The 21,862-nt window shown below is 50.1% G+C and carries 25 protein-coding genes and 4 tRNA genes; 16 read left to right on the top strand and 13 right to left on the bottom strand.

The window, feature by feature from the left end; translation table 11 throughout:
- The first annotated feature begins 68 nt into the window (after nucleotides 1–68).
- From KKF06_04455 to rodA, 5 genes are read left to right on the top strand one after another with little or no spacing between them, the layout of a single operon-like run.
- The gene (locus tag KKF06_04455) at nucleotides 69–332 is read left to right on the top strand and encodes an MGMT family protein (protein ID MBU1617014.1); all 264 of its coding nucleotides are present in this window, start codon (nucleotides 69–71) and stop codon (nucleotides 330–332) included.
- A complete protein-coding gene (gene hisF, locus KKF06_04450) occupies nucleotides 326–1,108 on the top strand; it encodes an imidazole glycerol phosphate synthase subunit HisF (GenBank protein MBU1617013.1) in 783 nt (260 codons plus the stop codon). The genes KKF06_04455 and hisF overlap by 7 nt, the downstream gene beginning before the upstream one ends.
- Nucleotides 1,105–1,905, top strand: a complete 801-nt coding sequence (locus tag KKF06_04445; protein MBU1617012.1) for a polyprenyl synthetase family protein — start codon at nucleotides 1,105–1,107, stop codon at nucleotides 1,903–1,905. The genes hisF and KKF06_04445 overlap by 4 nt, the downstream gene beginning before the upstream one ends.
- 29 nt (nucleotides 1,906–1,934) lie before the next feature.
- On the top strand, nucleotides 1,935–3,353 hold the full coding sequence (trpE, locus tag KKF06_04440) for an anthranilate synthase component I (GenBank protein ID MBU1617011.1): 1,419 nt from the start codon (nucleotides 1,935–1,937) through the stop codon (nucleotides 3,351–3,353).
- Nucleotides 3,350–4,588: a rod shape-determining protein RodA gene (gene rodA / locus KKF06_04435; protein MBU1617010.1), complete on the top strand. Its 1,239-nt coding sequence runs from the start codon at nucleotides 3,350–3,352 to the stop codon at nucleotides 4,586–4,588. Before trpE ends, rodA begins: the two co-directional genes overlap by 4 nt.
- Here rodA and KKF06_04430 read toward each other — a convergent pair.
- Nucleotides 4,585–5,814 carry a hypothetical protein gene (locus KKF06_04430; GenBank protein MBU1617009.1) on the bottom strand — a complete coding sequence of 410 codons (1,230 nt, stop codon included), beginning with the start codon at nucleotides 5,812–5,814 and terminating at the stop codon, nucleotides 4,585–4,587. The genes rodA and KKF06_04430 overlap by 4 nt on opposite strands.
- 96 nt (nucleotides 5,815–5,910) lie before the next feature.
- Between KKF06_04430 and gap the strand changes: the two genes are divergently transcribed.
- The 11 genes from gap to KKF06_04375 all read left to right on the top strand — a co-directional run bounded on the left by gap (nucleotide 5,911) and on the right by KKF06_04375 (nucleotide 12,629).
- Nucleotides 5,911–6,975, top strand: coding sequence for a type I glyceraldehyde-3-phosphate dehydrogenase (gene gap, locus KKF06_04425; protein ID MBU1617008.1), 1,065 nt, complete (start codon nucleotides 5,911–5,913; stop codon nucleotides 6,973–6,975).
- Between the two features lie 9 nt (nucleotides 6,976–6,984).
- Nucleotides 6,985–8,184, top strand: a complete 1,200-nt coding sequence (locus tag KKF06_04420; protein ID MBU1617007.1) for a phosphoglycerate kinase — start codon at nucleotides 6,985–6,987, stop codon at nucleotides 8,182–8,184.
- A gap of 4 nt (nucleotides 8,185–8,188) precedes the next feature.
- Nucleotides 8,189–8,261: transfer RNA gene (locus KKF06_04415), tRNA-Ala, on the top strand.
- Between the two features lie 20 nt (nucleotides 8,262–8,281).
- Nucleotides 8,282–8,503, top strand: a complete 222-nt coding sequence (gene secG, locus KKF06_04410; GenBank protein MBU1617006.1) for a preprotein translocase subunit SecG — start codon at nucleotides 8,282–8,284, stop codon at nucleotides 8,501–8,503.
- A 13-nt stretch (nucleotides 8,504–8,516) separates the two neighbouring features.
- The gene (locus KKF06_04405; protein MBU1617005.1) at nucleotides 8,517–9,170 is read left to right on the top strand and encodes a hypothetical protein; all 654 of its coding nucleotides are present in this window, start codon (nucleotides 8,517–8,519) and stop codon (nucleotides 9,168–9,170) included.
- Between the two features lie 8 nt (nucleotides 9,171–9,178).
- A tRNA-Gly gene (locus tag KKF06_04400) sits at nucleotides 9,179–9,251 on the top strand.
- Nucleotides 9,252–9,384: 133 nt separating this feature from the next.
- A tRNA-Cys gene (locus tag KKF06_04395) sits at nucleotides 9,385–9,455 on the top strand.
- 72 nt (nucleotides 9,456–9,527) lie between these two features.
- A tRNA-Val gene (locus tag KKF06_04390) sits at nucleotides 9,528–9,604 on the top strand.
- 237 nt (nucleotides 9,605–9,841) lie between these two features.
- A complete protein-coding gene (locus tag KKF06_04385; protein MBU1617004.1) occupies nucleotides 9,842–10,390 on the top strand; it encodes a PAS domain S-box protein in 549 nt (182 codons plus the stop codon).
- The gene (locus tag KKF06_04380) at nucleotides 10,387–12,264 is read left to right on the top strand and encodes a PAS domain-containing protein (protein ID MBU1617003.1); all 1,878 of its coding nucleotides are present in this window, start codon (nucleotides 10,387–10,389) and stop codon (nucleotides 12,262–12,264) included. Before KKF06_04385 ends, KKF06_04380 begins: the two co-directional genes overlap by 4 nt.
- Nucleotides 12,265–12,266: 2 nt before the next feature.
- Nucleotides 12,267–12,629: a response regulator gene (locus tag KKF06_04375; GenBank protein MBU1617002.1), complete on the top strand. Its 363-nt coding sequence runs from the start codon at nucleotides 12,267–12,269 to the stop codon at nucleotides 12,627–12,629.
- Here KKF06_04375 and KKF06_04370 read toward each other — a convergent pair.
- The 12 genes from KKF06_04370 to KKF06_04315 all read right to left on the bottom strand — a co-directional run bounded on the left by KKF06_04370 (nucleotide 12,626) and on the right by KKF06_04315 (nucleotide 21,839).
- Entirely contained in the window at nucleotides 12,626–13,222 is a 597-nt protein-coding gene (locus KKF06_04370; protein ID MBU1617001.1) for a sigma-70 family RNA polymerase sigma factor, read from the bottom strand. The genes KKF06_04375 and KKF06_04370 overlap by 4 nt on opposite strands.
- Nucleotides 13,219–13,428 carry a hypothetical protein gene (locus KKF06_04365; GenBank protein MBU1617000.1) on the bottom strand — a complete coding sequence of 70 codons (210 nt, stop codon included), beginning with the start codon at nucleotides 13,426–13,428 and terminating at the stop codon, nucleotides 13,219–13,221. Before KKF06_04365 ends, KKF06_04370 begins: the two co-directional genes overlap by 4 nt.
- A gap of 44 nt (nucleotides 13,429–13,472) precedes the next feature.
- On the bottom strand, nucleotides 13,473–15,557 hold the full coding sequence (locus KKF06_04360) for a flagellar biosynthesis protein FlhA (protein MBU1616999.1): 2,085 nt from the start codon (nucleotides 15,555–15,557) through the stop codon (nucleotides 13,473–13,475).
- 20 nt (nucleotides 15,558–15,577) lie between these two features.
- Nucleotides 15,578–16,678 carry a flagellar biosynthesis protein FlhB gene (gene flhB, locus KKF06_04355; GenBank protein MBU1616998.1) on the bottom strand — a complete coding sequence of 367 codons (1,101 nt, stop codon included), beginning with the start codon at nucleotides 16,676–16,678 and terminating at the stop codon, nucleotides 15,578–15,580.
- A 7-nt stretch (nucleotides 16,679–16,685) separates the two neighbouring features.
- Nucleotides 16,686–17,459: a flagellar biosynthetic protein FliR gene (locus KKF06_04350; GenBank protein MBU1616997.1), complete on the bottom strand. Its 774-nt coding sequence runs from the start codon at nucleotides 17,457–17,459 to the stop codon at nucleotides 16,686–16,688.
- Nucleotides 17,456–17,725, bottom strand: coding sequence for a flagellar biosynthesis protein FliQ (fliQ, locus tag KKF06_04345; protein ID MBU1616996.1), 270 nt, complete (start codon nucleotides 17,723–17,725; stop codon nucleotides 17,456–17,458). The genes KKF06_04350 and fliQ overlap by 4 nt, the downstream gene beginning before the upstream one ends.
- Nucleotides 17,726–17,727: 2 nt before the next feature.
- On the bottom strand, nucleotides 17,728–18,474 hold the full coding sequence (gene fliP / locus KKF06_04340) for a flagellar type III secretion system pore protein FliP (GenBank protein ID MBU1616995.1): 747 nt from the start codon (nucleotides 18,472–18,474) through the stop codon (nucleotides 17,728–17,730).
- Nucleotides 18,475–18,771: a hypothetical protein gene (locus KKF06_04335; GenBank protein MBU1616994.1), complete on the bottom strand. Its 297-nt coding sequence runs from the start codon at nucleotides 18,769–18,771 to the stop codon at nucleotides 18,475–18,477. It abuts the gene before it with no gap.
- The gene (fliN, locus tag KKF06_04330; GenBank protein MBU1616993.1) at nucleotides 18,768–18,986 is read right to left on the bottom strand and encodes a flagellar motor switch protein FliN; all 219 of its coding nucleotides are present in this window, start codon (nucleotides 18,984–18,986) and stop codon (nucleotides 18,768–18,770) included. Before fliN ends, KKF06_04335 begins: the two co-directional genes overlap by 4 nt.
- Nucleotides 18,987–19,056: 70 nt before the next feature.
- Nucleotides 19,057–20,295, bottom strand: coding sequence for a FliM/FliN family flagellar motor switch protein (locus KKF06_04325; GenBank protein ID MBU1616992.1), 1,239 nt, complete (start codon nucleotides 20,293–20,295; stop codon nucleotides 19,057–19,059).
- A gap of 7 nt (nucleotides 20,296–20,302) precedes the next feature.
- The gene (locus KKF06_04320) at nucleotides 20,303–21,112 is read right to left on the bottom strand and encodes a hypothetical protein (protein ID MBU1616991.1); all 810 of its coding nucleotides are present in this window, start codon (nucleotides 21,110–21,112) and stop codon (nucleotides 20,303–20,305) included.
- On the bottom strand, nucleotides 21,096–21,839 hold the full coding sequence (locus KKF06_04315) for a flagellar hook-length control protein FliK (protein MBU1616990.1): 744 nt from the start codon (nucleotides 21,837–21,839) through the stop codon (nucleotides 21,096–21,098). The genes KKF06_04320 and KKF06_04315 overlap by 17 nt, the downstream gene beginning before the upstream one ends.
- Nucleotides 21,840–21,862 lie beyond the last annotated feature (23 nt).

The following is a 21,862-nucleotide window of genomic DNA, read 5'->3' as shown; positions in this document are numbered from 1 at the left end:
CTGGAAACCAGCGAATAAACTTCGCGGTTTCCAGGATTTAACCGCGGCGTTTAGCCGCGGGGAAAAATATGAAACAACCGACTCAGTTTGAAAAAGATGTTTACGCCGCCGTTAAACTGATCCCCAGAGGTGAGGTTAGGAGTTACAGTTGGGTTGCCCGTAGGATTGGTCGGCCAAAAGCGGCCCGGGCGGTTGGCAACGCCTTAAACAAGAATCGATACGCCCCAATCGTTCCCTGCCACCGGGTGGTGGCGGCCAATGGGCTTGGTGGTTTTGCCGGGGGATTACGCAAAAAGATCGCCTTATTAAGGAGTGAAGGATACCAATGCTAGCCAAGAGAATTATTCCTTGTCTTGATGTCAAAGAAGGCCGAGTGGTCAAAGGGGTTAACTTTATCGACCTTAAAGACGCCGGCGACCCGGTTGCCTTGGCCGCCTTTTATGATAAAGAAGGGGCCGATGAGCTGGTTTTTCTGGATATCACCGCGTCATCTGACAAGCGCTACATCATGCTGGAAGTCGTCAAGAAAGTGGCGGAAACTATCTATATCCCTTTCACCGTTGGCGGTGGGATCAACGACCTTGAAACGATCCGTGAAATTATTGCCAATGGGGCAGACAAGGTTTCCATAAATACCGCGGCGGTCCGCGACCCGTCATTAATTACCAGGGCGGCGGAGAAATTTGGGAGCCAGTGCATTGTTGTGGCGGTTGATGCGAAAAGGACACAGGAAGATAAGGCATCAAGGGATCGAGGGATTGAGTGGGAAGTATATACTCATGGCGGGAGGACGGCGACCGGGATCGACGCGGTTGAATGGGCGAAAAAAGCGGAACAATTAGGGGCTGGTGAGATTCTTTTGACCAGCATGGACCGTGACGGGACCAGGATCGGTTATGATGTTCAATTGACCAGGGCGATAGCTGACGCGGTTTCGATCCCGGTCATCGCTTCCGGCGGAGCCGGGACCCTGGACCACATTTACGCCGCTTTTGTTGAGGCTCAGGCCGATGCCGCCCTGCTTGCTTCTCTTCTTCACTATCGCGAGTTGACGATCAAAGAGATCAAAGACCATCTTGGGGCAAAGGGGATCATGGTGCGGCGATGAAAATGATCGATCAGGCGCTGGACAAATATTTGCCAAAACGGGGGAAGTTGGCCAGGGCGATGCGGTATTCTATTTTTGCCGGAGGTAAAAGGTTTCGCCCTCTTCTCTGTCTTGCCACAGCCGCTACCCTGGGGAAGCCCGAAAAGAAGGTGATCCCTTTTGCCTGCGCGGTTGAAATGATCCATACTTTTACCCTGATCCATGATGACCTTCCGGCGATGGATAATGCCGATTTCCGCAGGGGGAAGCCCTCAAGTCACAAGGTCTTTGGCGAAGCGCTGGCGATCCTGGCCGGCGACGCGCTCAACACGCTTGCCTTTGAGATCATTGCCGATCAGCCGCGCTCCCTGGTTGAACTCTCTAGCGCTCTATTAGAAGTAGTTGAAGGCCAGGTGGCCGATATTGACGCGCCAAACAAACGTATAACACTAAACCAGCTCCGTTTGATCCACAAATGGAAAACAGCCGCACTGCTGCGGGCTTGCGTCCGCGGCTCCGGTATAATTTGTGGCGCCTCCCCAAAAAAGTTGGACGCTCTGGCCGGATACGCCGAGCATCTTGGCCTGGCCTTTCAGATCGCCGACGATATTCTTGACGCGACTTCCACCAGGAAAAAGCTTGGCAAGCCGGTCCAGGCGGACATAAAAAAGGGGTATCCGTATTTAATCGGGCTGGAAAGATCAAAAAAAATGGCTTTGGCGGAAAGGGATTCCGCCCAAAAGGCTCTGGCCGGTTTTGGCAATAGAGCCGAGGGACTAAAAAGCCTGGCTGAATACGTAGTTGCGCGGACCAATTAATCGCAGTAACATTACAACCAAGAGGGATCATGTACTATCCAAGTGAAAAAGAATTCATCAATTTGGCCAAAAAAGGGAATCTGGTCCCGGTCTATAAGGAGATAGTCGCCGACCTGGAAACCCCGGTTTCCGCCTACAAAAAGATCGAAAGCGAATACTCTTTTCTGCTGGAGTCGGTGGAGGGGGGGGAGCAGGTCGCCCGTTATTCTTTTCTTGGTTCGGTTCCCGTTAAGAACGTGATCCAACCCCGAAGCCTGGATGAGATCGGCCAGTTAATGAAGCGCTACCGTCCGGTAGAAGTTCCCAACCTTCCTCCATTTTGCGGCGGGCTGGTCGGGTATGTCAGTTACGACGCGGTCAGGGAAATTGAAAAGATCCCGGATAAGAATCCCGACCCGCTGAAACTACCCAAGGCAACATTTTTGCTGGCCGACACTCTGCTTGCTTTTGATCACGTTAAACACAAGATCCAAATTATCGCTAACGCCCATCTGGACAAGAAGAACCCTAAAAGCGCTTACCTGGAGGCCTGCGCCAAGATCCAAGTGTTGGAGAAAAAACTCCGTAAACCGCTGGCCGCCTTGCCAAAGGAGATATCCCTGCCGATCAAAACGGCGAAAGAGGTTGCCTTTAATTCGAATCTTAGCAAAAACGAATATGAGAATATGGTCCGGCGGGCTAAGGAGTATATCAAGGCTGGAGATGTTATCCAGGTTGTCCTTTCCCAACGGTTAGAGGCCAAATGCCAGGCCGATCCATTTAATGTTTACCGGGTACTGCGAATGATCAACCCGTCCCCATATATGTATTTTTTCAAACTGGGTGGGCTGAAGGTTATTGGCTCATCGCCGGAAGTCATGGTCCGGTTGACCGGGCGGACAGCGACGGTCAGGCCGATCGCCGGGACTATCCGGCGGGGGAGCGGGGAAGCGGAAGACAAAAAACTGGAAGCCGAACTATTGTCCAACAAAAAGGAGCTGGCCGAGCATGTGATGCTGGTCGACCTTGGACGAAACGACCTGGGGCGGGTCTGCGAATATGGGAGCGTTGCCGTGACCGAAAAAATGACGATCGAGCGCTATTCCCACGTTATGCATATTGTCAGCAACGTGACCGGCAAGCTTCAGAGCAAAAAAAGCGCCCTTGACCTGTTGAAAGCCTGTTTCCCGGCCGGGACCGTTTCCGGCGCGCCAAAGGTCCGGGCGATGGAGATAATTGACGAGCTTGAGAACCTGCGCCGCGGGCTTTATGCCGGGTGTGTCGGTTATCTGAGCTTTTCCGGCGACCTTGATACCGCGATAACTATCAGGACGATCCTGGTCAAAGAAGGGCGCGCCTACTTGCAGGCAGGGGCGGGGATCGTGGCCGATTCCGACCCTGGCCGGGAATATCAGGAGACTATCAATAAAGCCAAAGCTCTCCTGTCGGCGGTCGGTTATTTCGAATGATCAATTTCCGGATGCTCAGGCTTTCCGATCTCTTGATCTGGGGCGCGGTCACTTTTTTAATTGTTATCGGTCTATTGGCTATTTTCAGCACCACATACCGCTTGCAGATCAGGATCGACGGCGACCCCTTTATTTTTGTCAAAAGGCAGTTCTTTTCGCTGATCATTGGGTTTATCATGATGTGGGTTTTTGCTTATGTTGACTACGAACATTTAAAAAAATGGTCTCCTTTTGTCTATCTTGGCTCGATTCTCCTCCTTTTTCTGATCCTTTTTACCGGCTCAAGCGCCATGGGGGCCCAGCGCTGGCTGCAGATCGGTTTCTTTTCCTTCCAGCCCTCGGAGTTTTCCAAACTGGCGATCATTTTGATCCTGGCTTATTACCTGTCGATCCACCGGGATCTTAATACCTGGCAGGGGCTGACTTCTGTGGCGCTGATCGTGCTGGTCCCCATCATGCTGATCTTTAAACAACCTGACCTGGGGACGGCAATAGTTTTTTTCGCGATCCTGTTGGGCATGCTGGTGGAAGGGGAGGTCTCCCCTTGGACCCTGGCTTTTCTGCTGACTCCTTTGCTTTCACTATTAACGCGACCCGTTTTTCCCTTTTGGATCGTTTATTTGCTATTGGTTTATTTAGGGCTTTTTCTCTCCCGGGCCAACTTCTGGCAGTGGCTGGTGATCTTTGGTTCCAATGTGCTGGTCGGTGTGATGCTGCCGTTCATGTGGGGGGTGCTAAAACCGTATCAGCAGTCGAGAATAATCTCTTTTCTTAATCCGGCGGCCGATCCGCTGGGGGCCGGCTACCATACTTTGCAGAGTTGTATTGCCATTGGCGGGGGAGGCCTGCTGGGAAAAGGATTTTTGCATGGGTCGCAGACCCAATTGCAATTCATTCCGGAACAGCACTCCGATTTTATATTTTCCTCGATCGGCGAGGAGTTCGGTTTTATCGGGGCGTTTTTTCTCCTCATTGCATACGCTCTGCTGGTCTGGCGGGCGGTCGTTATAGCGCTTGAAGCTCGTGACCTGTTTGGACGGATGACCGCCATGGGGATCGCGATCATGTTCGCGTTTCATTTCTTTGCCAATATTGGTATGGTGATCGGGCTCCTGCCGGTGGTCGGCATCCCTTTACCCTTTGTCAGTTTTGGCGGCTCTTCTTTGATCGTTAACCTGATCTGCGTGGGGATATTACAAAGCATCGCGATGAGAAGGCAAAAACTGATCTTTTAGAGCTTGAATTTTGCTTCGACCAACCCTTCGGCTTCAAAGACTTCACGACTGACGTAAATGGTCACTTTCCTGCAATTGAGCCAATCTTCCCCTTTTTTCATTTGGACCGACCCGCGCATTGTTAGCAGTTCTCTTTGATCGTCGTAATAGGCGCTCTCCGCCCTGGCTTCTTTCCCTTTTTGGGTCACAACCACGTTGCCGGACGCCCTGGCGTTGCCGCTGGTCGTGGAAAATTCGATGTTATCAGAGGTCAGCAAGGTTTTGGCCTGAAGTATCTGCCGGACGTCCGCGTTGCGCAGTTTATTGGCGGTCCCCAGCCTGATCAGTGCCTGGGCTTTCTCAATCACTGTCCTGGTTTGGCCGGAAAGGAACAGCTTCTTGCTGAGCCGAGAATAAACCCCATTATTGGCCAAAGAGAGCTTTTTCCCCTGGATGGCTTCGACCCCCCCGGCAAGCTCGATCTCCCGGTCAATATCGCCGTATAAAACTGCTCTGGCGCAGCGGATGGTCGTGGTTTTTATCCCTTTTTCTTTCGCCTCAAAAGTCACCCCGCCAAAAAGCTCCAGGCGTTCGCTTTCTCCAAAGTAATCGCCAAAATCTGACCTGATAACCCCATCCCGGCGCTTCAGGAAAAGATGTCCGGAGAGCTTGGCGCTTTTACTGTTATGGTCGACCGAGATGGCATCGGCGGTCAGCTTTGAATCGCGTTTGATCAGTTGAGCCTTGCCGGAGATCTCTGAGAAATTGTGCCGGGAGTTGTAGAGAATGTGATCGGCGACAATGGTCGTCCAATCATGCTTATTTTTTGAAGAGAATTTGCCAAGGTCGATTGACGCTTTCAATTTGCTTGGCTTATTGATGATCCCTTCGGGCTGGCCAAAGGCTTCAATAATCTCTGTCCGGGGGTTAACGATCGCCCAGGGGGCGATCAGGCTGGTAAGAGTCAGTTCCCCTTTTTTGTTATAGATCCGGCCGCGGGTGACGTTGATCAGGTGTGACGCGTCCTGGTTTTTAATAGTCCAGCCTTTTTGGGCGTAGAATTCCCACAATCTGCGGCCATCCTTGCGTCCCTCAACCCTGGTCCCGTAAAATTCAGCCATTTTTTCGGTCTTTTCGCCCAAAAGGACAGCCGGGTCCTTTGGGGCCATCAAATAATAAGCTAAAGCGAGGATCAAAAGCGAAAAAATGGTAGCGAGGTAGACGATTTTCCAGGCGTTATTTTCCACGGCCGCGATTATAGCACGATTGACATTATTTTAGAAACGGTGCTAGAATAATGAATAATTTTGGGAATTTAAATTTAGTATGAAAGGGGCAATCAAATGGCAGTAAAAGTAGGGATCAACGGGTTCGGCAGGATCGGTCGGCAGGTAGTTCACGCGATGGTTGAAAAGGGGGCTTTGGGGAAGGAGATAGAAGTTGTCGCGGTTGTTGATATTGTAACTGACGCGAAGTATTTCGCTTATCAGATGAAGTATGATTCGGTTCACGGCAGGTTCAAGGGGACCATCTCCACTGAAAAGAGTGCTCCAGGCGTGGCTGAAGATGATGTTCTGGTCATCAATGGAAGCAAGATCAAATGTGTTATGGCGACCAAAGAGCCGGGCCAGCTCCCCTGGAAAGAGCTTGGGGTTGAGTACGTGATCGAATCGACCGGTCTTTTTACCAGTTCGGAGAAGGCCCAGGGACATTTGGCCGCCGGAGCCAAAAAAGTGATCATCTCCGCTCCCGGAAAAGGGGATGTCAAGACCATTGTAATGGGGGTTAACGACAACGAATATGACGCGACCAAGCATAATATTATTTCTAACGCCTCCTGTACTACTAATTGCCTTGCTCCGGTGGTTCATGTCCTGCTGAAAGAGGGGATTGGAGTTGAGACCGGCCTGATGACTACGATCCACTCTTATACCGCGACCCAGAAGACCGTTGACGGTCCTTCCAAAAAAGATTGGCGTGGCGGCCGGGCGGCGGCGATCAATATCATTCCTTCCACTACCGGCGCGGCCAAAGCGGTTGGCGAAGTTCTCCCGGCGACCAAAGGTAGAATGACCGGGATGTCCTTTCGCGTGCCGACGGCCGACGTGTCCGTGGTTGACCTGACCTTCCGGGCGACAAAAGATACTTCGATCGAAGAGATCGACGCCCTGTTAAAAAAAGCTTCCAAGACCTATCTGAAGGGAATTCTTGGCGTCGCTGACGAAGAGATCGTTTCTACCGATTTTATCCATGACGATCGCTCCTCGATCTATGATTCTCTGGCGACCCTGCAGAACAACCTGAAAGGTGAAAAACGTTTCTTCAAGGTTGTTTCCTGGTACGACAACGAATGGGGCTATTCCTGCCGCGTTGTTGACCTGGTCAAAATGATCGCGGGTAAAAAGTAAGGAGCGATCATGGCCAAGAAGACGATCGAAGATATTAAGGAATTAAAAGGGAAAAAGGTCCTGGTCCGGGTTGATTTTAATGTCCCGCTTGACGAGAAGCAGTCGATAACTGACGATACCCGGATCCGGGGCGCTCTTCCGACCATTAAATATCTTGCCGACAAAGGTGGGAAGGTGATCCTGGTCTCCCACCTGGGTCGGCCCAAAAATGGGCCGGAAGATAAATTTCGGTTAGCGCCAGTTGCCCAAAAGCTGGCCAAGCTTATTGGCAAGCCTATCGTCTACGTTAAAGATTGTATCGGGCCCGAAGTTGAAGCGGCGGTCAGCGCCTTAAAAGATGGGGATATTTTACTTCTTGAAAATGTCCGTTTTTACAAAGAAGAAGAGAAGAACGACCAGGCATTCGCGAAAAAGCTTGCTTCCCTGGCCGATGTTTATGTCAACGACGCTTTTGGGACAGCCCACCGGGCCCATGCCTCGACCGAAGGGGTGACCAAATACCTTAAAGGATATGCCGGTTATTTGATGGAGAAGGAGATCAGGTTCCTGGGCCAGCTGATCACTTCTCCAGCCAAGCCTTTTGTGGCAATTCTTGGTGGAGCTAAAATATCCGGCAAGATCGATGTTATCTCCAATTTATTATCCAAGGTTGATACCTTGATCATTGGTGGGGGGATGGCCTACACCTTTTTTAAAGCGCGTGGGATAAGCGTAGGGAATTCGTTGGTAGAAGAGGATAAAGTCAGCATGGCCCGCGACATTCTAAAAAAAGCGATCGATCTGGGAGTGCCGATCATGCTCCCCATTGATCATATCGTAGCCGATAAGTACGACGCCAATGCCAATTCACAGCTGGTGACGCGGGCGGGGATACCCGACAACTGGCAGGGGATGGATATAGGTCCGGAAACCATTACCAAATTCGGGCACGCGGTAAAAAAAGCGAAGACGATCTTCTGGAACGGTCCGCTTGGCGTTTTTGAGTTCGATAAATTCGCCAACGGGACGATCTCGATCGCGAAAATGGTCGCTGACGCGACCGAAAAGAACGGCGCGGTTTCGGTTATTGGGGGCGGTGACTCGGTCGCGGCAGTTGAAAAAGCCGGCCTGGCCGATAAAATGACCCATATTTCTACCGGCGGCGGCGCGTCACTCGAATTTGTTGAGGGGAAAGTCCTCCCTGGTATCGCTTGTCTTCAAGATAAATAAGTGAGGGGCAGTAGCTCAGCTGGGAGAGCGCAGCGTTCGCAACGCTGAGGCCAGGGGTTCGATCCCCCTCTGCTCCATTTAAAAAAGAGAGGTTAACATGACGGGATTATTGGTTTTTTTGCAAATTGCGTCCGGGATTCTACTGGTTATTGCGGTCTTGTTGCACACGGCCAAAGGTGAAGGGTTGGGTGGAATCGGCGGCACCGCCCACATTTTTGGCACGCCAAAAGGGATGGAAGAGGGGCTTGACAGATTGACCTGGGGATTGGCCGGGGCGTTTATGCTTTTTTCGATTTTTTTAGCGATGTTAAAGGGGTAAAGGAGCTGGTAACATGAATGATTTGGTGAGCGCGATGGGATCAGCCTGGCAAATGGCAATACCGGTAATTATGAATTTGTTGACCGCTCTTTGCCTTTTTTTGCTGGTTTTTATCGTTGGCCGGGTCTTTTCTATCGGATTAATTGCCCTGTGCAAAGCGATCGCGCTTGACGAACTGGCCGTTAAAGTCGGTTTTAAGCAAGTCCTGCAAAAAGGCGGGATCAGGCAGACGACCTCTGAATTGCTGGCCGATGGGCTTTATTGGTCGGTAGTTTTTATCGGGACTGTTGCTGTCGCCGAATATTTTCAGCTGGCGATCGGCCCGGTGTTGACCAGGTTCATCTCTTTTGTCGGGCTGGTCTTTCTTGCCTCTATTATTTTAGGGATCGGAGTTTTGGTCGCGACCTTGATTTCCGGCATTGTTAGGGTCCTGGCGGCTAATTTTGGGATCGAAAGCGCCAGAACTATCTCAAAAGTTGTTTTTTACCTGATCGTCTTAATTGCTTTTTTAGTCGTTTTAGAGCAATTTGGCATCAGACGCGAAGCGTTCATGCCCCAGCTTGGGGTGATCATTGGTGCGGTCGGTCTGGCGGCGGCGATCGCCTTTGGACTTGGCTGCAAAGATATGGCGGCAGATTTTTTTTACGGTATATTTAAAGGGAAATAATAAATCGAGCGGGAGTAGCTCAGCTGGTAGAGCTTCTGCTTCCCAAGCAGAAGGTCGCGGGTTCGAACCCCGTCTCCCGCTTATTTAACTGACAACTAACAACACGCTCGCCCCATGGGCTCGCTACAACGAACAACTTATTAAAATAAAATGATCAGTTGTTAGTCGTAGGTCCGACGTTTGTCGGACCGTGTTGTTGGTTGGTAGTTTTCCTGGCGGCATGGCCGAGTGGTTAGGCAGCGGTCTGCAAAACCGTTTACTCCAGTTCAAATCTGGATGCCGCCTTTTAATAACTGACGACTAACAACTGACAACAAACAACTCTTATTGTATAATAAATAGGTTGCTAGTTAATGGGCGCGCTTAGCTCAGCTGGTTAGAGTACTTGCTTGACAGGCAAGGGGTCACTGGTTCGATCCCAGTAGCGCGCACCATTCTAATAAAAGAGTTTCGATAATGGATTGGTGATCACTGGTTCTCCCGACGGTCATTATTGATATGGAAGTGATGGAATCGTCGGGATCCCGATTCGGCGAAGCCGACATCGGGAGATCCCAGTAGCGCGCACCATTAAATTGCTTGACTATATGATATTTGAGTCTAAAATTATCCCCAGAGACATAAGCAATGATCATTAATGCTCGATTCATCAACAAGGTTGAAATAGCCCCATGAAGCCGGCCGAAATATTTGAAGTTGCCGGCTTTCAAATAACTCCCCCTGGGAAAGAAAAGACGTTTTCTGATATTCTTATTGAGATTGCCCCTAATATAATTGTCGGGCTGGGTGAAGAGTCAAAGATAATCATTTTTAATAAATACGCGGAAAAGCTGACCGGCTACCTGGCGGAAGAGGTCATCGGTAAAAAGTGGCTGGATATATTTTTGGCCCCGGAAACGCGGCCCGCCATTACCGCGCTTTTTAATGAGATCGTAGATAAAAATATCATTGAACATCATTATGAAAACCCGATAATCATGAAGGATGGAACGCCGCGCCTGATCGCCTGGAACAATACCGTTTTGCTTGATAAGGGAAAATTCAAAATGGTCCTGTCGGTCGGCATGGACGTGACCGAACAGCGCATGAGCGAAAACGAACTGCGTAATAAGATCCAGGAAATGGAGAAGTTCCAGAAAATATTGATGGGGCGAGAAGACCGTATTATCGAGCTGAAAAGCCAGATCAAGGAATTGAAGGGTCGTTTGGGAGAAAAATGAATCATATTTTTGTCCTGATCTCTTTTCTGGGAATGATCGTTGGTTTAGTAAGCGGCGCGGTCATTATGTCTCGGGATAACGGGGCAAGGATCAATAGGATTTTCTTTGTTTTTGCCCTTTCCGTTGGATCATATTGTTTGTTTGATATGTTGACCCTTCTTTCAAATAACGATCATATAGCGAAAATATTTAGCGAGCTATCCCTTTTCTTTTGGCTCGCTCTGATCACCGTGATTGTTCCTTTTTGCCTGGAGTTCGCAAGTCGTAAGACCAAGCTGATCAGCTTGGGTTTTTTTGTGTATTTGTATTTGCTTATGGCTGTTGTATATCTGGATTATTTGTATGACCTGATTTACCAGGCACCATATTTAACTCAATGGGGTTATATTAGCATGCCTGGGCCTTATTTTTGGGTATTGATCGTATATTCATTGTTAATGATCATTTGGGGGCTTGGATTGTTGATCTTATCAGCAAAACAATCTGCTTCACTTAGAATAAAAAAACAGGCGGGCCTTTTAATTTGGGGAATAGGGGTAAGCACTTTAATAGGCTTGGTCGACGTTATTGCTCCATTGTTCAACAGTGGACTCCCAAGTTTTACTTCTTTAGCGACGATTACATATATGATGTATTTTTCTGTCGCAATAATCCGGTATGGCGCGTTAACCCCCACACCCGCCTTATTAGCAAATGATATTTTAGATACAATGCCGGGTTTTCTGCTGTTTGTTGATCAGTTTAAAAAAATAAAACTGGTTAATAAAAGCTTTTTAGAAGAATTTCAGTATGTGAAAAAAGAAATAATCGGACAGGACTGCGGCCTTGTTTGCCTAGATAAGATTGAGCATGGCGCCTTCCATAAGGAATTGGAAGAAAAGGGGTCTGTCAGTAAGAAGAAAATTGTGCTAAATAGAAAAGATGGCAGTCTGCTCCCGGTCCGGATGGATGGGGCGGTCGTTAAGGATAGGGCGGGAGAAAAGATCGGCGAGATCTATATATTTCTTGACCTTAAAAAAGAAGAGGAGCTGCTGCAGTCGCAAAAAAAGACGATCGACGAATTGACCCGGATCAAGGGACGAATGCTTAGCCTTTTAGAGGACACGACTCAGGCCAGGGACGAAGCGAAGCGAAAATCAGAAGAATTGGCCAAGGCGGTCGATGATCTAAAAGTTGTTGACCGGCTCAAAACCCAGTTTTTATCGGTCATTTCCCATGAGCTTCGGACCCCGCTCACCCCGATCAAGGGTTTTTCTTCAATGCTCATGGCCGGACAGCTTGGCCAATTGACGGAAAAACAGGTAAAAGCGATCGAATCGATCAAAAGGGAAGGGGAGCATTTACAGCAATTGATCGATAGCATCCTTGATGTCAGCTGGATCGAACGCGGTCATAAGATGGAAATAAAAAAGGAGCCGGTAGCTTTTAGCTCCCTTATTAAGGATCTGGTCGCCAATATGGAGCCGCAGTTCATGGCGGAGGAGCTGTCGGTCGAGGTTGATCTTCAGGCCGACCTCAATACTCTGGTGGCTGATAGGTCAAGGCTGTACCGGTTATGCTCAAATATTATCGGGAACGCTATTAAATATTCACCCAGGGGAGGAAAGATCATGGTTATTGCGAGAAATACCAAGGATGGGATTGAACTGCGGGTGATCGATAATGGGATCGGCATAGAAAAGCAATATTTGGAGAAAATCTTTGATAAGTTCTTTCAAATTAATAATTCGTATGCGAGAACATCCGGAGGAGTTGGGTTGGGGCTGGCGATCTCAAAGACAATAGTCGAGGCGCATGGCGGATCGATCAGGGCGGAATCTGATGGCCTGGGTTGGGGGACGGCCATTGTGGTCAATTTGCCGGTGGGGAATTAAGCATGAAAAAAATATTGTTGATCGAGGATTATCAGCCAACGGTAGAAATGGTCACGACATTGCTGGAAATATATGGTTACTCTGTCGAGGTCGCGAGGGATGGGGTGACCGGCCTAAGCAAGGCGGAAAAGGACCGGCCTGACCTGATCCTGCTCGACATTATGCTGCCAATCATGGACGGATTTGAAGTGAGCAAGCGGTTAAAGGAAAATGAGACGACCAAAACCATTCCGGTGATCGTTGTTTCAATTAAAGCGGATCTTATTAACAAGGATGATTTCAAGGACAGGGTTGACGCGTATTTGACCAAACCATTTGAGCCGCAAAAGCTGATCGATCTGATAAAGAGCGTGTTAGGGAATTAAGCGGGTTCTTCGCCTGGGTCGGTCATGTTTTCCTTCAATTTCATGGTGGCATCCTTGCAGATCCGCGAGACCTGCGACTCGGAAAGGCCAATTTCTTTACCGATCTCCTTGAAGGTCATATCTTTGCGATAATAATTGTCAATGACCGCTTTTTCCTTGTTAGAAAGGTCTTTGATGGCATTATCAAAATGAAGCCCTTTATCAACATCATCCTGGGCAATATGCTTGCTGTTGAACGCCAGATAAACATTGGCGGCCGAGGTAATGAATTCGTACATCCCGACAACAGGGTCATTCCCCCGTTTGCGCAGATAGTCCTGCATTGACCCCTTCAGCCGGACCGAAACGTAGGTCCAGAGCTCCCCTTTGCGCGGGTCCCAGGTTTTGATGCAATCCAGAAAAGCGATCTTTGCCTCCTGTTCCAGGTCGTCGGCTTCTGTTTTGGCGATATGCCTGGGGAGGGTAGAGACGTACCAGCGGACCAGCACCTTGATCTTTTCGCTGTACTTTTCCAGCGTTTCATCGCTATGTTTTAAGAATTGTTCGCGAAGGACGGCAATTATTCTATCTTCGATCTCATTTCTGCTGATCATCTGAATTTTTTGACAACTTCCTTGATATATTGTTCTTCGCGGGCGGCCGACTTTTCCTCCCGTCCTTCCCTGGCAAAACGCTTGGCGGTGTTTTTTAGGAATTCCCAGGAGGCTCGCAAAATTGGCGGCAAACCAGCTGGCGGGGTACTGGGAGCAGCTCTGCCAGCTTTGCCTGTTTTGCCGGCTTCGACTCTTTTGATCGACATGTCGTCTATTTTAGCAAATGAATGGGGAAAAGTAAACTATCGGGTCATTCGACCGAGATCATTCCGATCGACTGGACCTTGACCTGCGGGACGATCTCGTTATAAGAGAGGACCGCGATGTCCGGAAAGCTTCTTTCGATAAAGCGTTTGAAGTGAGGGCGCAACCGGGGCGAACAAAGAATGACCGGTTTTAGTTTGAGTCGCTTGAAGTTGTTGATATGCCCGGAGATCTGGACCAGGATCTTTTCGCCGACGTTTGGATCGACCGCCAGGAAGGAGCCGTATTCCGACTGGTGGATGGCCCCAACCAGCGTTTCTTCCAGACCTGGATCGATCGTGACTACGGTAATGATATTGTCTTTATCGGTATAAGCTTCACAGATCTGCCGCGCGAGCGATTGCCGGACATATTCGGTCAGGATGTTGATGTCCCGGGAAAGGTGGGCGTAGTCGGCCAGCCGTTCCAGGATCGTTGACAGGTCGCGGATCGAGACCCGTTCCCTGACCAGGAGCTGCAAGACCTTGTGGACCTGACCTAAGGAAAGCAGATCAGGGATAAGTTCGCGAACGATGGCGGCATTGGTGTTTTTTACAAGTTCGATCAGTGACTGGACGTTCTGGCGGGTCATGATCTCGTCGGCATATCGCTTGATGACCTCGGAAAAGTGATCGGAGATCACATCAACCGGCGGTTTGGCGACCAGCCCGATCTTTTGGATCTCTGGCAGATTTTCGTCCGGCACCCAGGTTACCAGGTCGTTGTTGAGCGGATCGCGGGACTCTGTTCCGGTCAGTTTGTTGGCTTTGATCTGGGCGAGAGGCATATCGACCCGATGATTGCCTAAAAAGGCTTCGCCCATCGAAACCTTGGTCCCCCGGATCTCTACGACATATTGGTTGGGTGGAAGGCTAAGATCGTCCATGACCCTGACTCCGGGAATAACAAACCCAAGTTCCTGGCCAATGTTGTAGCGGATCAGGGTGATCCTTTCCAGCAGGGGTCCGCGTTGGGTCGGATCGATCAGCGGGATCAGGTTGCGGCCGGTCTTGAGCGACAGAGGATCAAGGCCGAGCGTTCCCAGAATGCTTTCCGGCTTCTTTAGGACATCTTTGGCCGAGACCTCTTCGGTGACGACTTTAGCTTCGTCTTTGGCGCTCTGTTTTTGCATCAGGATCAGGGCAAAAACACCGGAAGCGAGCGCCATGGTCATGAAAGGAATGGTCGGCATGCCCGGGATAATGGCAAATAAACCGAGGATGATCGTGACAAAGGCCAGGGCGCGGGGTTGGCCAAATAATTGTGCTGAAACGTCATTCCCCAGGCTTGTTTCAGAGGCCGATTTTGTGATGATCAGGCCGGTGGCGATTGAGATCAGCAAGGCGCTGACCTGGATGACCAGACCGGCGCCGATAGTAAGCAGTGCGTAAGTCGACAAAGCGTCCATAGGGGCCATACCCAGCGTAAGCCAGCCAACCAGTACCCCCCCTAAAATATTGACCAGAACAATAATAATGCCGGCGATCGAATCGCCGCGAACAAATTTGTTGGAACCATCCATGCTGCCAAAGAAGGTCGCTTCGCGTTCGATCTTACGGCGGCGGTTGCGTGCCTCGGTCGCGTCGATCAGGCCGGCGTTAAGGTCGGCGTCGATCGACATTTGTTTGCCGGGCATGGCATCAAGGGTAAAACGGGCGGCGACTTCAGCGACTCTTTCAGACCCTTTGGTAATGACCACGAACTGAACAATGGTAATGATCCCAAAGATGATTACCCCGACGATATAATTGCCGCCGACGACAAAATTGCCGAAGGCTTGTACCACCTGGCCGGCGTAAGCCTGGGTCAGGATCAGCCTGGTCGCGGCAATGTTTAACCCCAGGCGAAAAACGGTAATGATCAGCAGAAGCGAAGGGAACGAGGCCAATTCAAGCGGTTCTTTCAGGTACATGGCGACAAGCAGCAAGGTTAGGGCCATGGCAATGCTAAAAGTGAACAACATATCGACCACAAAGGTCGGCAGGGGGAGGAGCATCAAAGCCAGGGTTATGACAATTGATCCCGCCAAGAGGAAATCGTTTATTGAAAAGAGGCTTCGAAGATCTTTTATTCCAATGCCTGGCGCTGCCATAATTCTGCTTGATTATATACCTATCGGGGAGAGAGGGCAAGAGAAGCCTTCCGTCGTTCTTTCCTCTCTTTTCTGATCTTGTAGACGTATGCTAAGACCTCGGCGACCGCCTGGTATAGGTCGGCCGGGACCTCTTGGTTGACCTTGACCGTTTTATACAGAGACCTGGCTAATTCGACGTTCTCAACTATCGTGATCTCGTGCGCTTCGGCCAGATTACGGATCGCTTCGGCGTTCTTTCTTTCTCCTTTGGCCAGGACGACCGGTGCTTTCATCCTGGCGGTATCATATTTGAGCGCGACCGCGATATGGGTCGGGTTGGTGACTACCACATCGGCCTGAGGGACCGAGCCCATCATCCGCTGGTGGGCCGCCTGCCGCTGGAGATCGCGGATCCTCTGCTTGACCTGGGGATCTCCCTCCAGGCGCTTATATTCTTCTTTGATCTCCTGCTTGGTCATCTTTAAATTGCGCATATATTCCCAGCGGCGGTAAAAATAATCAAATAAAGCGATGATAATGTAGAACATCCCGACGCGGATCGCTATCCGGTAAGCGATGGTCCCTCCAAGGGTCAGCGCCTGCCAGGGATGGGTTTCCATCAGGACTATAATATAAGGGAAATCGTCCTTCATGGCTGACCAGGCGATATAAAAAACGACGACGATCTTTAAGATCGATTTTATCAGTTCGACGATCCCCTGCATGCCGAACATTTTCTTGAACCCTTCAAGCGGGTTTAATTTTTCCAGTTTTGGGGTCAACGCTTCACCGGAAAAGACAAAGCCGGTCTGGGCCGCCTCCGCCAGGAAAGAACCGATAAAAGTTATACCAAAGATGGGGCCAAGTACAAAAAGGACCGCTCGTAAACCGAGCAGCAGCACATATCCGGCAAAACCCATATTGAATTCTTTGGCTTCGGGGATCAGTTGCAGGATTGCCTGGGTGACTTCGGCCAGGTTCTTAAACATGAATTCTCCCAGCCAGCGCAGGACATAGTATGAAAGAAGCAACAGAACGGCGGTAGTTACTTCCCGGCTTTTCGCGACCTGCCCCTTTTCCCTCGCCTCTCTAAGGCGATGAGGAGTTGGTTCTTCTGTTTTATCTCCGCCTTCACCCATAATTGCCTCACTTTATAAATTGCAGGAATTTGATCAGTTCAAAGCCAATGACTTCGATAAGCTTTGAGATATATCTTACCAGGAAGGGGGCGACGAGGGAAATGCCAAAAAGGCCAACGACCGGTTTGAGCTGGAAACCAAGCTGGAAAACGTTGACTTGCGGGGCGACCCGGGAAACGATCCCAAAAGCAAAATCGGTCAGAAAGATCATTAGGATGATCGGCGAGGCCAGCTTGACCGCCGAGAGCCACAAGGCGCTCCCCAGAGAGATCATTTGCATCATCAGGTCAGGACTGGCAAAATTAGGGACTTTACCGGCTGGAATGACCGTAAAACTTTGATTTAAGGCCGACAAGATCATATGGTGGCCGTCAAAGATCAAAAAAACGGTCAAAGCGAGCATAAAGGTCGTGCGGCCGATAACCGAGATCTGGGCGCCAAAAACAGGGTCAAGAGCCGACGCGACCGAAAGTCCCATTTGGGTGTCCATTAACTCGCCGGCCGCCTGGATCGCCAGGAAAAGAATATTACAAATAAATCCAATGGTGTAACCAATGCCGATCTCCAGGATCAGGGCCAAAATAAAACCCAGGAGCGAAGTCGGGAGCGACTGGTTAAGCGGGATAACGTAAAGCAATACAAACGAGGCCCAGATGACCAGCGCGGTCTTGCCAAAGGCTGGAAAGCTCCTGGCGCTTAAGACCGGGGCCTGGATAAAGATACCGGTGATCCTGGCCATGACCAGAAAAAAGACCATGATTACGTCGAGAGGAATGATCATTGGACCATGTTAGGGATAGAGCTCCAAAGGGTGATCGTAAAATCGGTCAACATTGAGACTATCCAGGGGGAGGTAAAGACGATCATTAAAAGGACCGCGATGACTTTTGGGACAAAGGTCAAGGTTTGTTCCTGGATCTGGGTCACCGCCTGGAAAAGACTGATCGTAAAGCCGACCAGCAGACCTACTCCGATCGCCGGCAGCGAGACCAGCAGGCAAACAATGACCCCCTGATATAAGATTTGAGTGACCAGATCTTGATTCATGGCTACCTAAAGCTCAGCAACAACCCGCGGACGATCAAGCCCCACCCGTCGACCAGGACGAACAATAAGATCTTGAAAGGGAGGGAGATCATGACCGGAGAGAGCATGAACATACCAAGCGAAAGCAGGATGTTGGAGACAACCAGATCAATGATAATAAAAGGGATAAAGAGCAGAAAACCGATCTGAAAAGCGGTCTTTAGTTCCGAGATCATAAAAGCGGGTATTAGAACATAACTGGGGATCTGGTCCGGGGTCTTGGGGATCGGGATCTTGGCGAATTGTACAAATAGGGCCAGGTCTTTTTCCCTGGTTTGACGGAGCATAAATTGATTGATCGGCTTCATGCCAAGATCGACCGCTTTTTCCATAGAGATCTTTCCCTCATTATAAGGGGTAAAGGCTTTGGTATTGACCTCCTGCCAGACTGGGGACATTACAAAAACGGTCATAAAAAGGGCCAGGGAAATAACGACCGTATTGGGAGGGACCTGCTGGGTGCCTATCGCGGTCCGAAGCAGGGAGAAGACAATGATTATCCGCAGGAAAGCGGTGACCGAGATCAGGAAAAAAGGGACCAGCGAGATGAGCGATAGGGCAATGATCATTTGAATGCTGTTGCTGAACTGAGGCGCCGCCATGATCTGCCGGAGATCAAGGTTAACGGCTGGCCTGGCCTGCGCGAGGGCGGGTAGGGCCAGAATAAAGACCAGCGGCAGCAAGGAACCAAAACGCCAGGATAGTTTCATTTAAGTCGCTGGTGCTCCTTCAACCTCGTCGATCTTGGCGATCTGTTTATTGCTAATGACCACCAGCCACGATCTTTTTCCGGCTTTCAGAACATAGGCGGAGACTTGCGGCTCCAAAACGATCCGATCCAGGACCTGGATCATCTTTCCGGGGGCGCTTATTTTAAAGCGGGGAAGGACAAACCGGGCGGCGACAAAAATTATGGCAAGAACAATTCCCAGCGATAAAAATACCTGGATGACGTAGCCAATAGTGATGATCGGCGAACTATGCATGACCAGCGGTTCCGCGGTCATTTCATCACCACGTTGGTGATCCTCAAGCCGTAGCAATCGTCAACGGCGACCACTTCTCCCTGGGCGACCAGCTGGCCGCCAACCTTGAGGTCGAGGGGCTCGCCTGCCAGGCGGTTGAGCTCAATGATCGACCCTTCCGAAAGTTCTAAGATCTCTTTAAGGGAAAGTTCCGCGTTGCCAAGTTCAACAGTAACGCCGATCGGGATATCGCCCATGACCCGTGATTCAAAGCGTTCCCCCTTGTTCTCGGCCAGTTCCTGGAATTTAACGTTCTTTAAGTCCATTTCATTCCCCCCTGTTTATATTATCATCAAATTCGCTGCCTTGACTACCGGTTTCTTCAAGTTCATCTTCGGCAAACGAGTCTTTCAGGTCTTCATCGGTCAGACTGAATTCATCTTCTGTGCCAATCGTTTCCTGGACCGGCTCTTCCGCATAATGTTCGACCGGGGTTGTTTCTTCGGTTTGCGCTGTTTCTTCCGGCCGCTCCATAGTTTCAACTTCATTGGCCGGTTCTTGCTCTTCCTCGCTGTCTATAGCCAATGGAGGCATGATCACAACCTCGTCTTCTTCAAAACCGACCAGGCGGATCGCTTTTTTAGCCTTCAAATTGCCGGCCTGGGCAAGCAGGCGTAGATGCTGGCCCAGTTTTACGATGATCGCTGATTTGATGCTGGTGTCTAGAGCAATAACATCTCCAGGTTCCAGTGAATCAAGATCGGTGGGGGAGAGAGTTGTTTCTCCCAGTGTTGCCGAGATCGGGATACTGATCTTTCGCAAAATCGCGTTTGGAAGCCGGTCGATATTCAGCTCTTTTTGGAATTCACGGCTTTCAAAAAGCTTGATCAGGGTCTTGGCGGTCGCGGCCTGGTAGCCAAAAACTATCCGGCCGGTCGGATTATCATTAAAAGAAACATCGGCCGAGAAGGAGATGAATGTTGAAGTCGGATTTACCGCCGGATCAAGGATAATGTCCGGTGAGCTTAACAAGGAAAGTTCGGGAGTGTTGAACACCTGGCCGAACTCTCTGGCAAATAGTGGCAGATAATTGGCCAGAGCGATCTTCAGGACCTCGCCTTCCGCTTCGGTCAATCCGCGCCCCAATGGTTCAAGGTCGCGGCTTCCCATTGAGTGGTTAACGATCGAGTTGGCCACTCCCAGATCGATAATTGCCTGGATATTTTCATGGATCCCCGGAATGTTCAGCGTCAGCTGGGCGACATGGCCGGATAGGGTGCGTAAAAAGTTCAAATAAGTGGTCTGCTCCGCCCAGCAGGAGTAGAATTCGATCCCGATCCCCAATTCACGGCGGAGCTTGAGGAACATGGCTTCCATAAAATGGTAATGGATCTTAAGAAAAAGATTTAATTCATGCTTGGCAAGCCGGTCAAAGCCAAACAGACCGGATTTTACTTTTTTACCCAGGGTTTTAGCCGGACGGTACGTCGTCCAATCGCCGATCGCCGGCGGCAGTTTGATCGAGATCTTTTGCGAACTTATTTCGGTCTTAGCTCTGTCAGCCATTTACTCCTTATCCTAACTTCTGGATAAAACTGTTAATTACGTCAGAGGCCATTTTGACCATGTTCAGGTTGCCGCTCATTGCCCGCTGGATCTCCAGGGTATCGATGGTTTCAGCCAGATAAAAAACGTTTGACTGCTCGACTTGCTTTGGCAGAACGGAGCCAACCGCGCCGCCAGGACCGGTTGCGGTGGCCGGATCACCGGAGGCCAGGGTCTGCTCAAAAGAGGTCCCCTGTGCCTGGGCCAATCCGCCGGGATTGGCGAAATAGGTCAGGGCGATCTGGTAGCCGGTGCTAACCCCCTGATAATATAGAACGCCGTCTTCTTTCCACTCGTAATCATCAACATTGCCGCTTGGGAGGCCGGAGATCGGGACAACTTTTCCGCTGGCATCAAGCCCGTAAACCTGCATACCGTTAGAGGTAAGGTTTCGATTGTCGTCGAACTTAAAGTCGCCGGACCGGGTGTAGAGCATTCGATTCCCGCCGTCCGGAGAAACAATGAACATCCCGTTGCTGCTTCCTATGCCGAGCGATATATTGGTCCCTTCAGTCATTTCTCCCTTGGAAAAATCAACGGTGATCCCGCTAAGCGTGACCCCCTGGCCAAGCTGTTTTGGATTGGTCCCGCCGGTATCCCCATCAGCCGCCGTTCCGCGATTTAACACCTGTTCAAAAACAGACTGGAATGAAGTAGTAAGATTTTTATAGCCCGGGACCTGCATGTTGGCGATGTTGAGAGAGTGGATCCTAAGCGCTTCATTATAGGAGCCGATCGCTCCCTTAGCAGAAGTGATAATATCAAACATTCCGCCCATGTTGTTCTACCTCCTTGATTTCAATCCGGTCAAATTCGATGTGCGCCTTTTTTAAGGCGGCTTCAAGGTCGTCCCGGCTTTCATCGATCAGTCGTTTGGTTTCCGCCTGGGCCATGATCTGGACCGAAAGCACCCCTTGATGATAGGAGAGGGTAAGAAGAATGTTCCCCAGCTCAGGCGGTTTGAGGGTCAGTGACAGTTCGGTTTTCCCTTTGGTTTTAACAACGGCAAGCTGGTCGGCGATCTGGTCGACCAGCGATTGAAGGTCAAAGTTCGGCTGAAGCTTTCCCGCCAGAAAAGCCTGGTAAAATTGCTGGCTGGCTTCAAGATTGGGGACCAGCCAGTCTGTTTTTGTCAGCAACTCCTGCAGGGAATTGATTGTTTGCTGGCGGGGAGTTTGGGTCGGGTCGATAAATTCCCCCCTCAGAGGTTGATTTGCTGGCGATGATTGAAAGGATCCGTTAGTTGAGCGATAAGAAGAAGCTGTTTCCTCGGTCCTGGAAGAACGATCTAAAAGATGTTCGTTTCCCATGAAATTTGTTTCACCGGCCGGCAGATAGCCGAACATATTGGGGATCTGGGCAAATGGGGAATAGAGAAGCCCGAGCCGGTCTTTTTCTTTCTTGAGTTTTTCTTCAAAAGTATTATCGCTGCTTGGCTGGTTAGTTGAGGGGGTATTTAGCGTCGCGGTTTCTGCGCCGTCTATTTGAGATAATTGGATAGTCATCGCTCCTCCCCAAACATTTGTCG

It is taken from the genome of Candidatus Margulisiibacteriota bacterium (genome assembly GCA_018822365.1).
Lineage (GTDB): Bacteria > Margulisbacteria > WOR-1 > O2-12-FULL-45-9 > XYB2-FULL-48-7 > XYB2-FULL-45-9.
This window is presented reverse-complemented; position numbering and strand designations above follow the sequence as displayed.

Excerpts from the sequence above, each read along its gene's own strand:
- KKF06_04455 (MBU1617014.1), top strand. The coding sequence starts at position 69 with ATGAAACAACCGACTCAGTTTGAAAAAGATGTTTACGCCGCCGTTAAA.
- hisF (MBU1617013.1), top strand. The coding sequence starts at position 326 with ATGCTAGCCAAGAGAATTATTCCTTGTCTTGATGTCAAAGAAGGCCGA.
- KKF06_04445 (MBU1617012.1), top strand. The coding sequence starts at position 1,105 with ATGAAAATGATCGATCAGGCGCTGGACAAATATTTGCCAAAACGGGGG.
- trpE (MBU1617011.1), top strand. The coding sequence starts at position 1,935 with ATGTACTATCCAAGTGAAAAAGAATTCATCAATTTGGCCAAAAAAGGG.
- rodA (MBU1617010.1), top strand. The coding sequence starts at position 3,350 with ATGATCAATTTCCGGATGCTCAGGCTTTCCGATCTCTTGATCTGGGGC.
- gap (MBU1617008.1), top strand. The coding sequence starts at position 5,911 with ATGGCAGTAAAAGTAGGGATCAACGGGTTCGGCAGGATCGGTCGGCAG.
- KKF06_04420 (MBU1617007.1), top strand. The coding sequence starts at position 6,985 with ATGGCCAAGAAGACGATCGAAGATATTAAGGAATTAAAAGGGAAAAAG.
- secG (MBU1617006.1), top strand. The coding sequence starts at position 8,282 with ATGACGGGATTATTGGTTTTTTTGCAAATTGCGTCCGGGATTCTACTG.
- KKF06_04405 (MBU1617005.1), top strand. The coding sequence starts at position 8,517 with ATGAATGATTTGGTGAGCGCGATGGGATCAGCCTGGCAAATGGCAATA.
- KKF06_04385 (MBU1617004.1), top strand. The coding sequence starts at position 9,842 with ATGAAGCCGGCCGAAATATTTGAAGTTGCCGGCTTTCAAATAACTCCC.
- KKF06_04380 (MBU1617003.1), top strand. The coding sequence starts at position 10,387 with ATGAATCATATTTTTGTCCTGATCTCTTTTCTGGGAATGATCGTTGGT.
- KKF06_04375 (MBU1617002.1), top strand. The coding sequence starts at position 12,267 with ATGAAAAAAATATTGTTGATCGAGGATTATCAGCCAACGGTAGAAATG.
- KKF06_04370 (MBU1617001.1), bottom strand. The coding sequence starts at position 13,222 with ATGATCAGCAGAAATGAGATCGAAGATAGAATAATTGCCGTCCTTCGC.
- KKF06_04365 (MBU1617000.1), bottom strand. The coding sequence starts at position 13,428 with ATGTCGATCAAAAGAGTCGAAGCCGGCAAAACAGGCAAAGCTGGCAGA.
- KKF06_04360 (MBU1616999.1), bottom strand. The coding sequence starts at position 15,557 with ATGGCAGCGCCAGGCATTGGAATAAAAGATCTTCGAAGCCTCTTTTCA.
- flhB (MBU1616998.1), bottom strand. The coding sequence starts at position 16,678 with ATGGGTGAAGGCGGAGATAAAACAGAAGAACCAACTCCTCATCGCCTT.
- KKF06_04350 (MBU1616997.1), bottom strand. The coding sequence starts at position 17,459 with ATGATCATTCCTCTCGACGTAATCATGGTCTTTTTTCTGGTCATGGCC.
- fliQ (MBU1616996.1), bottom strand. The coding sequence starts at position 17,725 with ATGAATCAAGATCTGGTCACTCAAATCTTATATCAGGGGGTCATTGTT.
- fliP (MBU1616995.1), bottom strand. The coding sequence starts at position 18,474 with ATGAAACTATCCTGGCGTTTTGGTTCCTTGCTGCCGCTGGTCTTTATT.
- KKF06_04335 (MBU1616994.1), bottom strand. The coding sequence starts at position 18,771 with ATGACCGCGGAACCGCTGGTCATGCATAGTTCGCCGATCATCACTATT.
- fliN (MBU1616993.1), bottom strand. The coding sequence starts at position 18,986 with ATGGGCGATATCCCGATCGGCGTTACTGTTGAACTTGGCAACGCGGAA.
- KKF06_04325 (MBU1616992.1), bottom strand. The coding sequence starts at position 20,295 with ATGGCTGACAGAGCTAAGACCGAAATAAGTTCGCAAAAGATCTCGATC.
- KKF06_04320 (MBU1616991.1), bottom strand. The coding sequence starts at position 21,112 with ATGGGCGGAATGTTTGATATTATCACTTCTGCTAAGGGAGCGATCGGC.
- KKF06_04315 (MBU1616990.1), bottom strand. The coding sequence starts at position 21,839 with ATGACTATCCAATTATCTCAAATAGACGGCGCAGAAACCGCGACGCTA.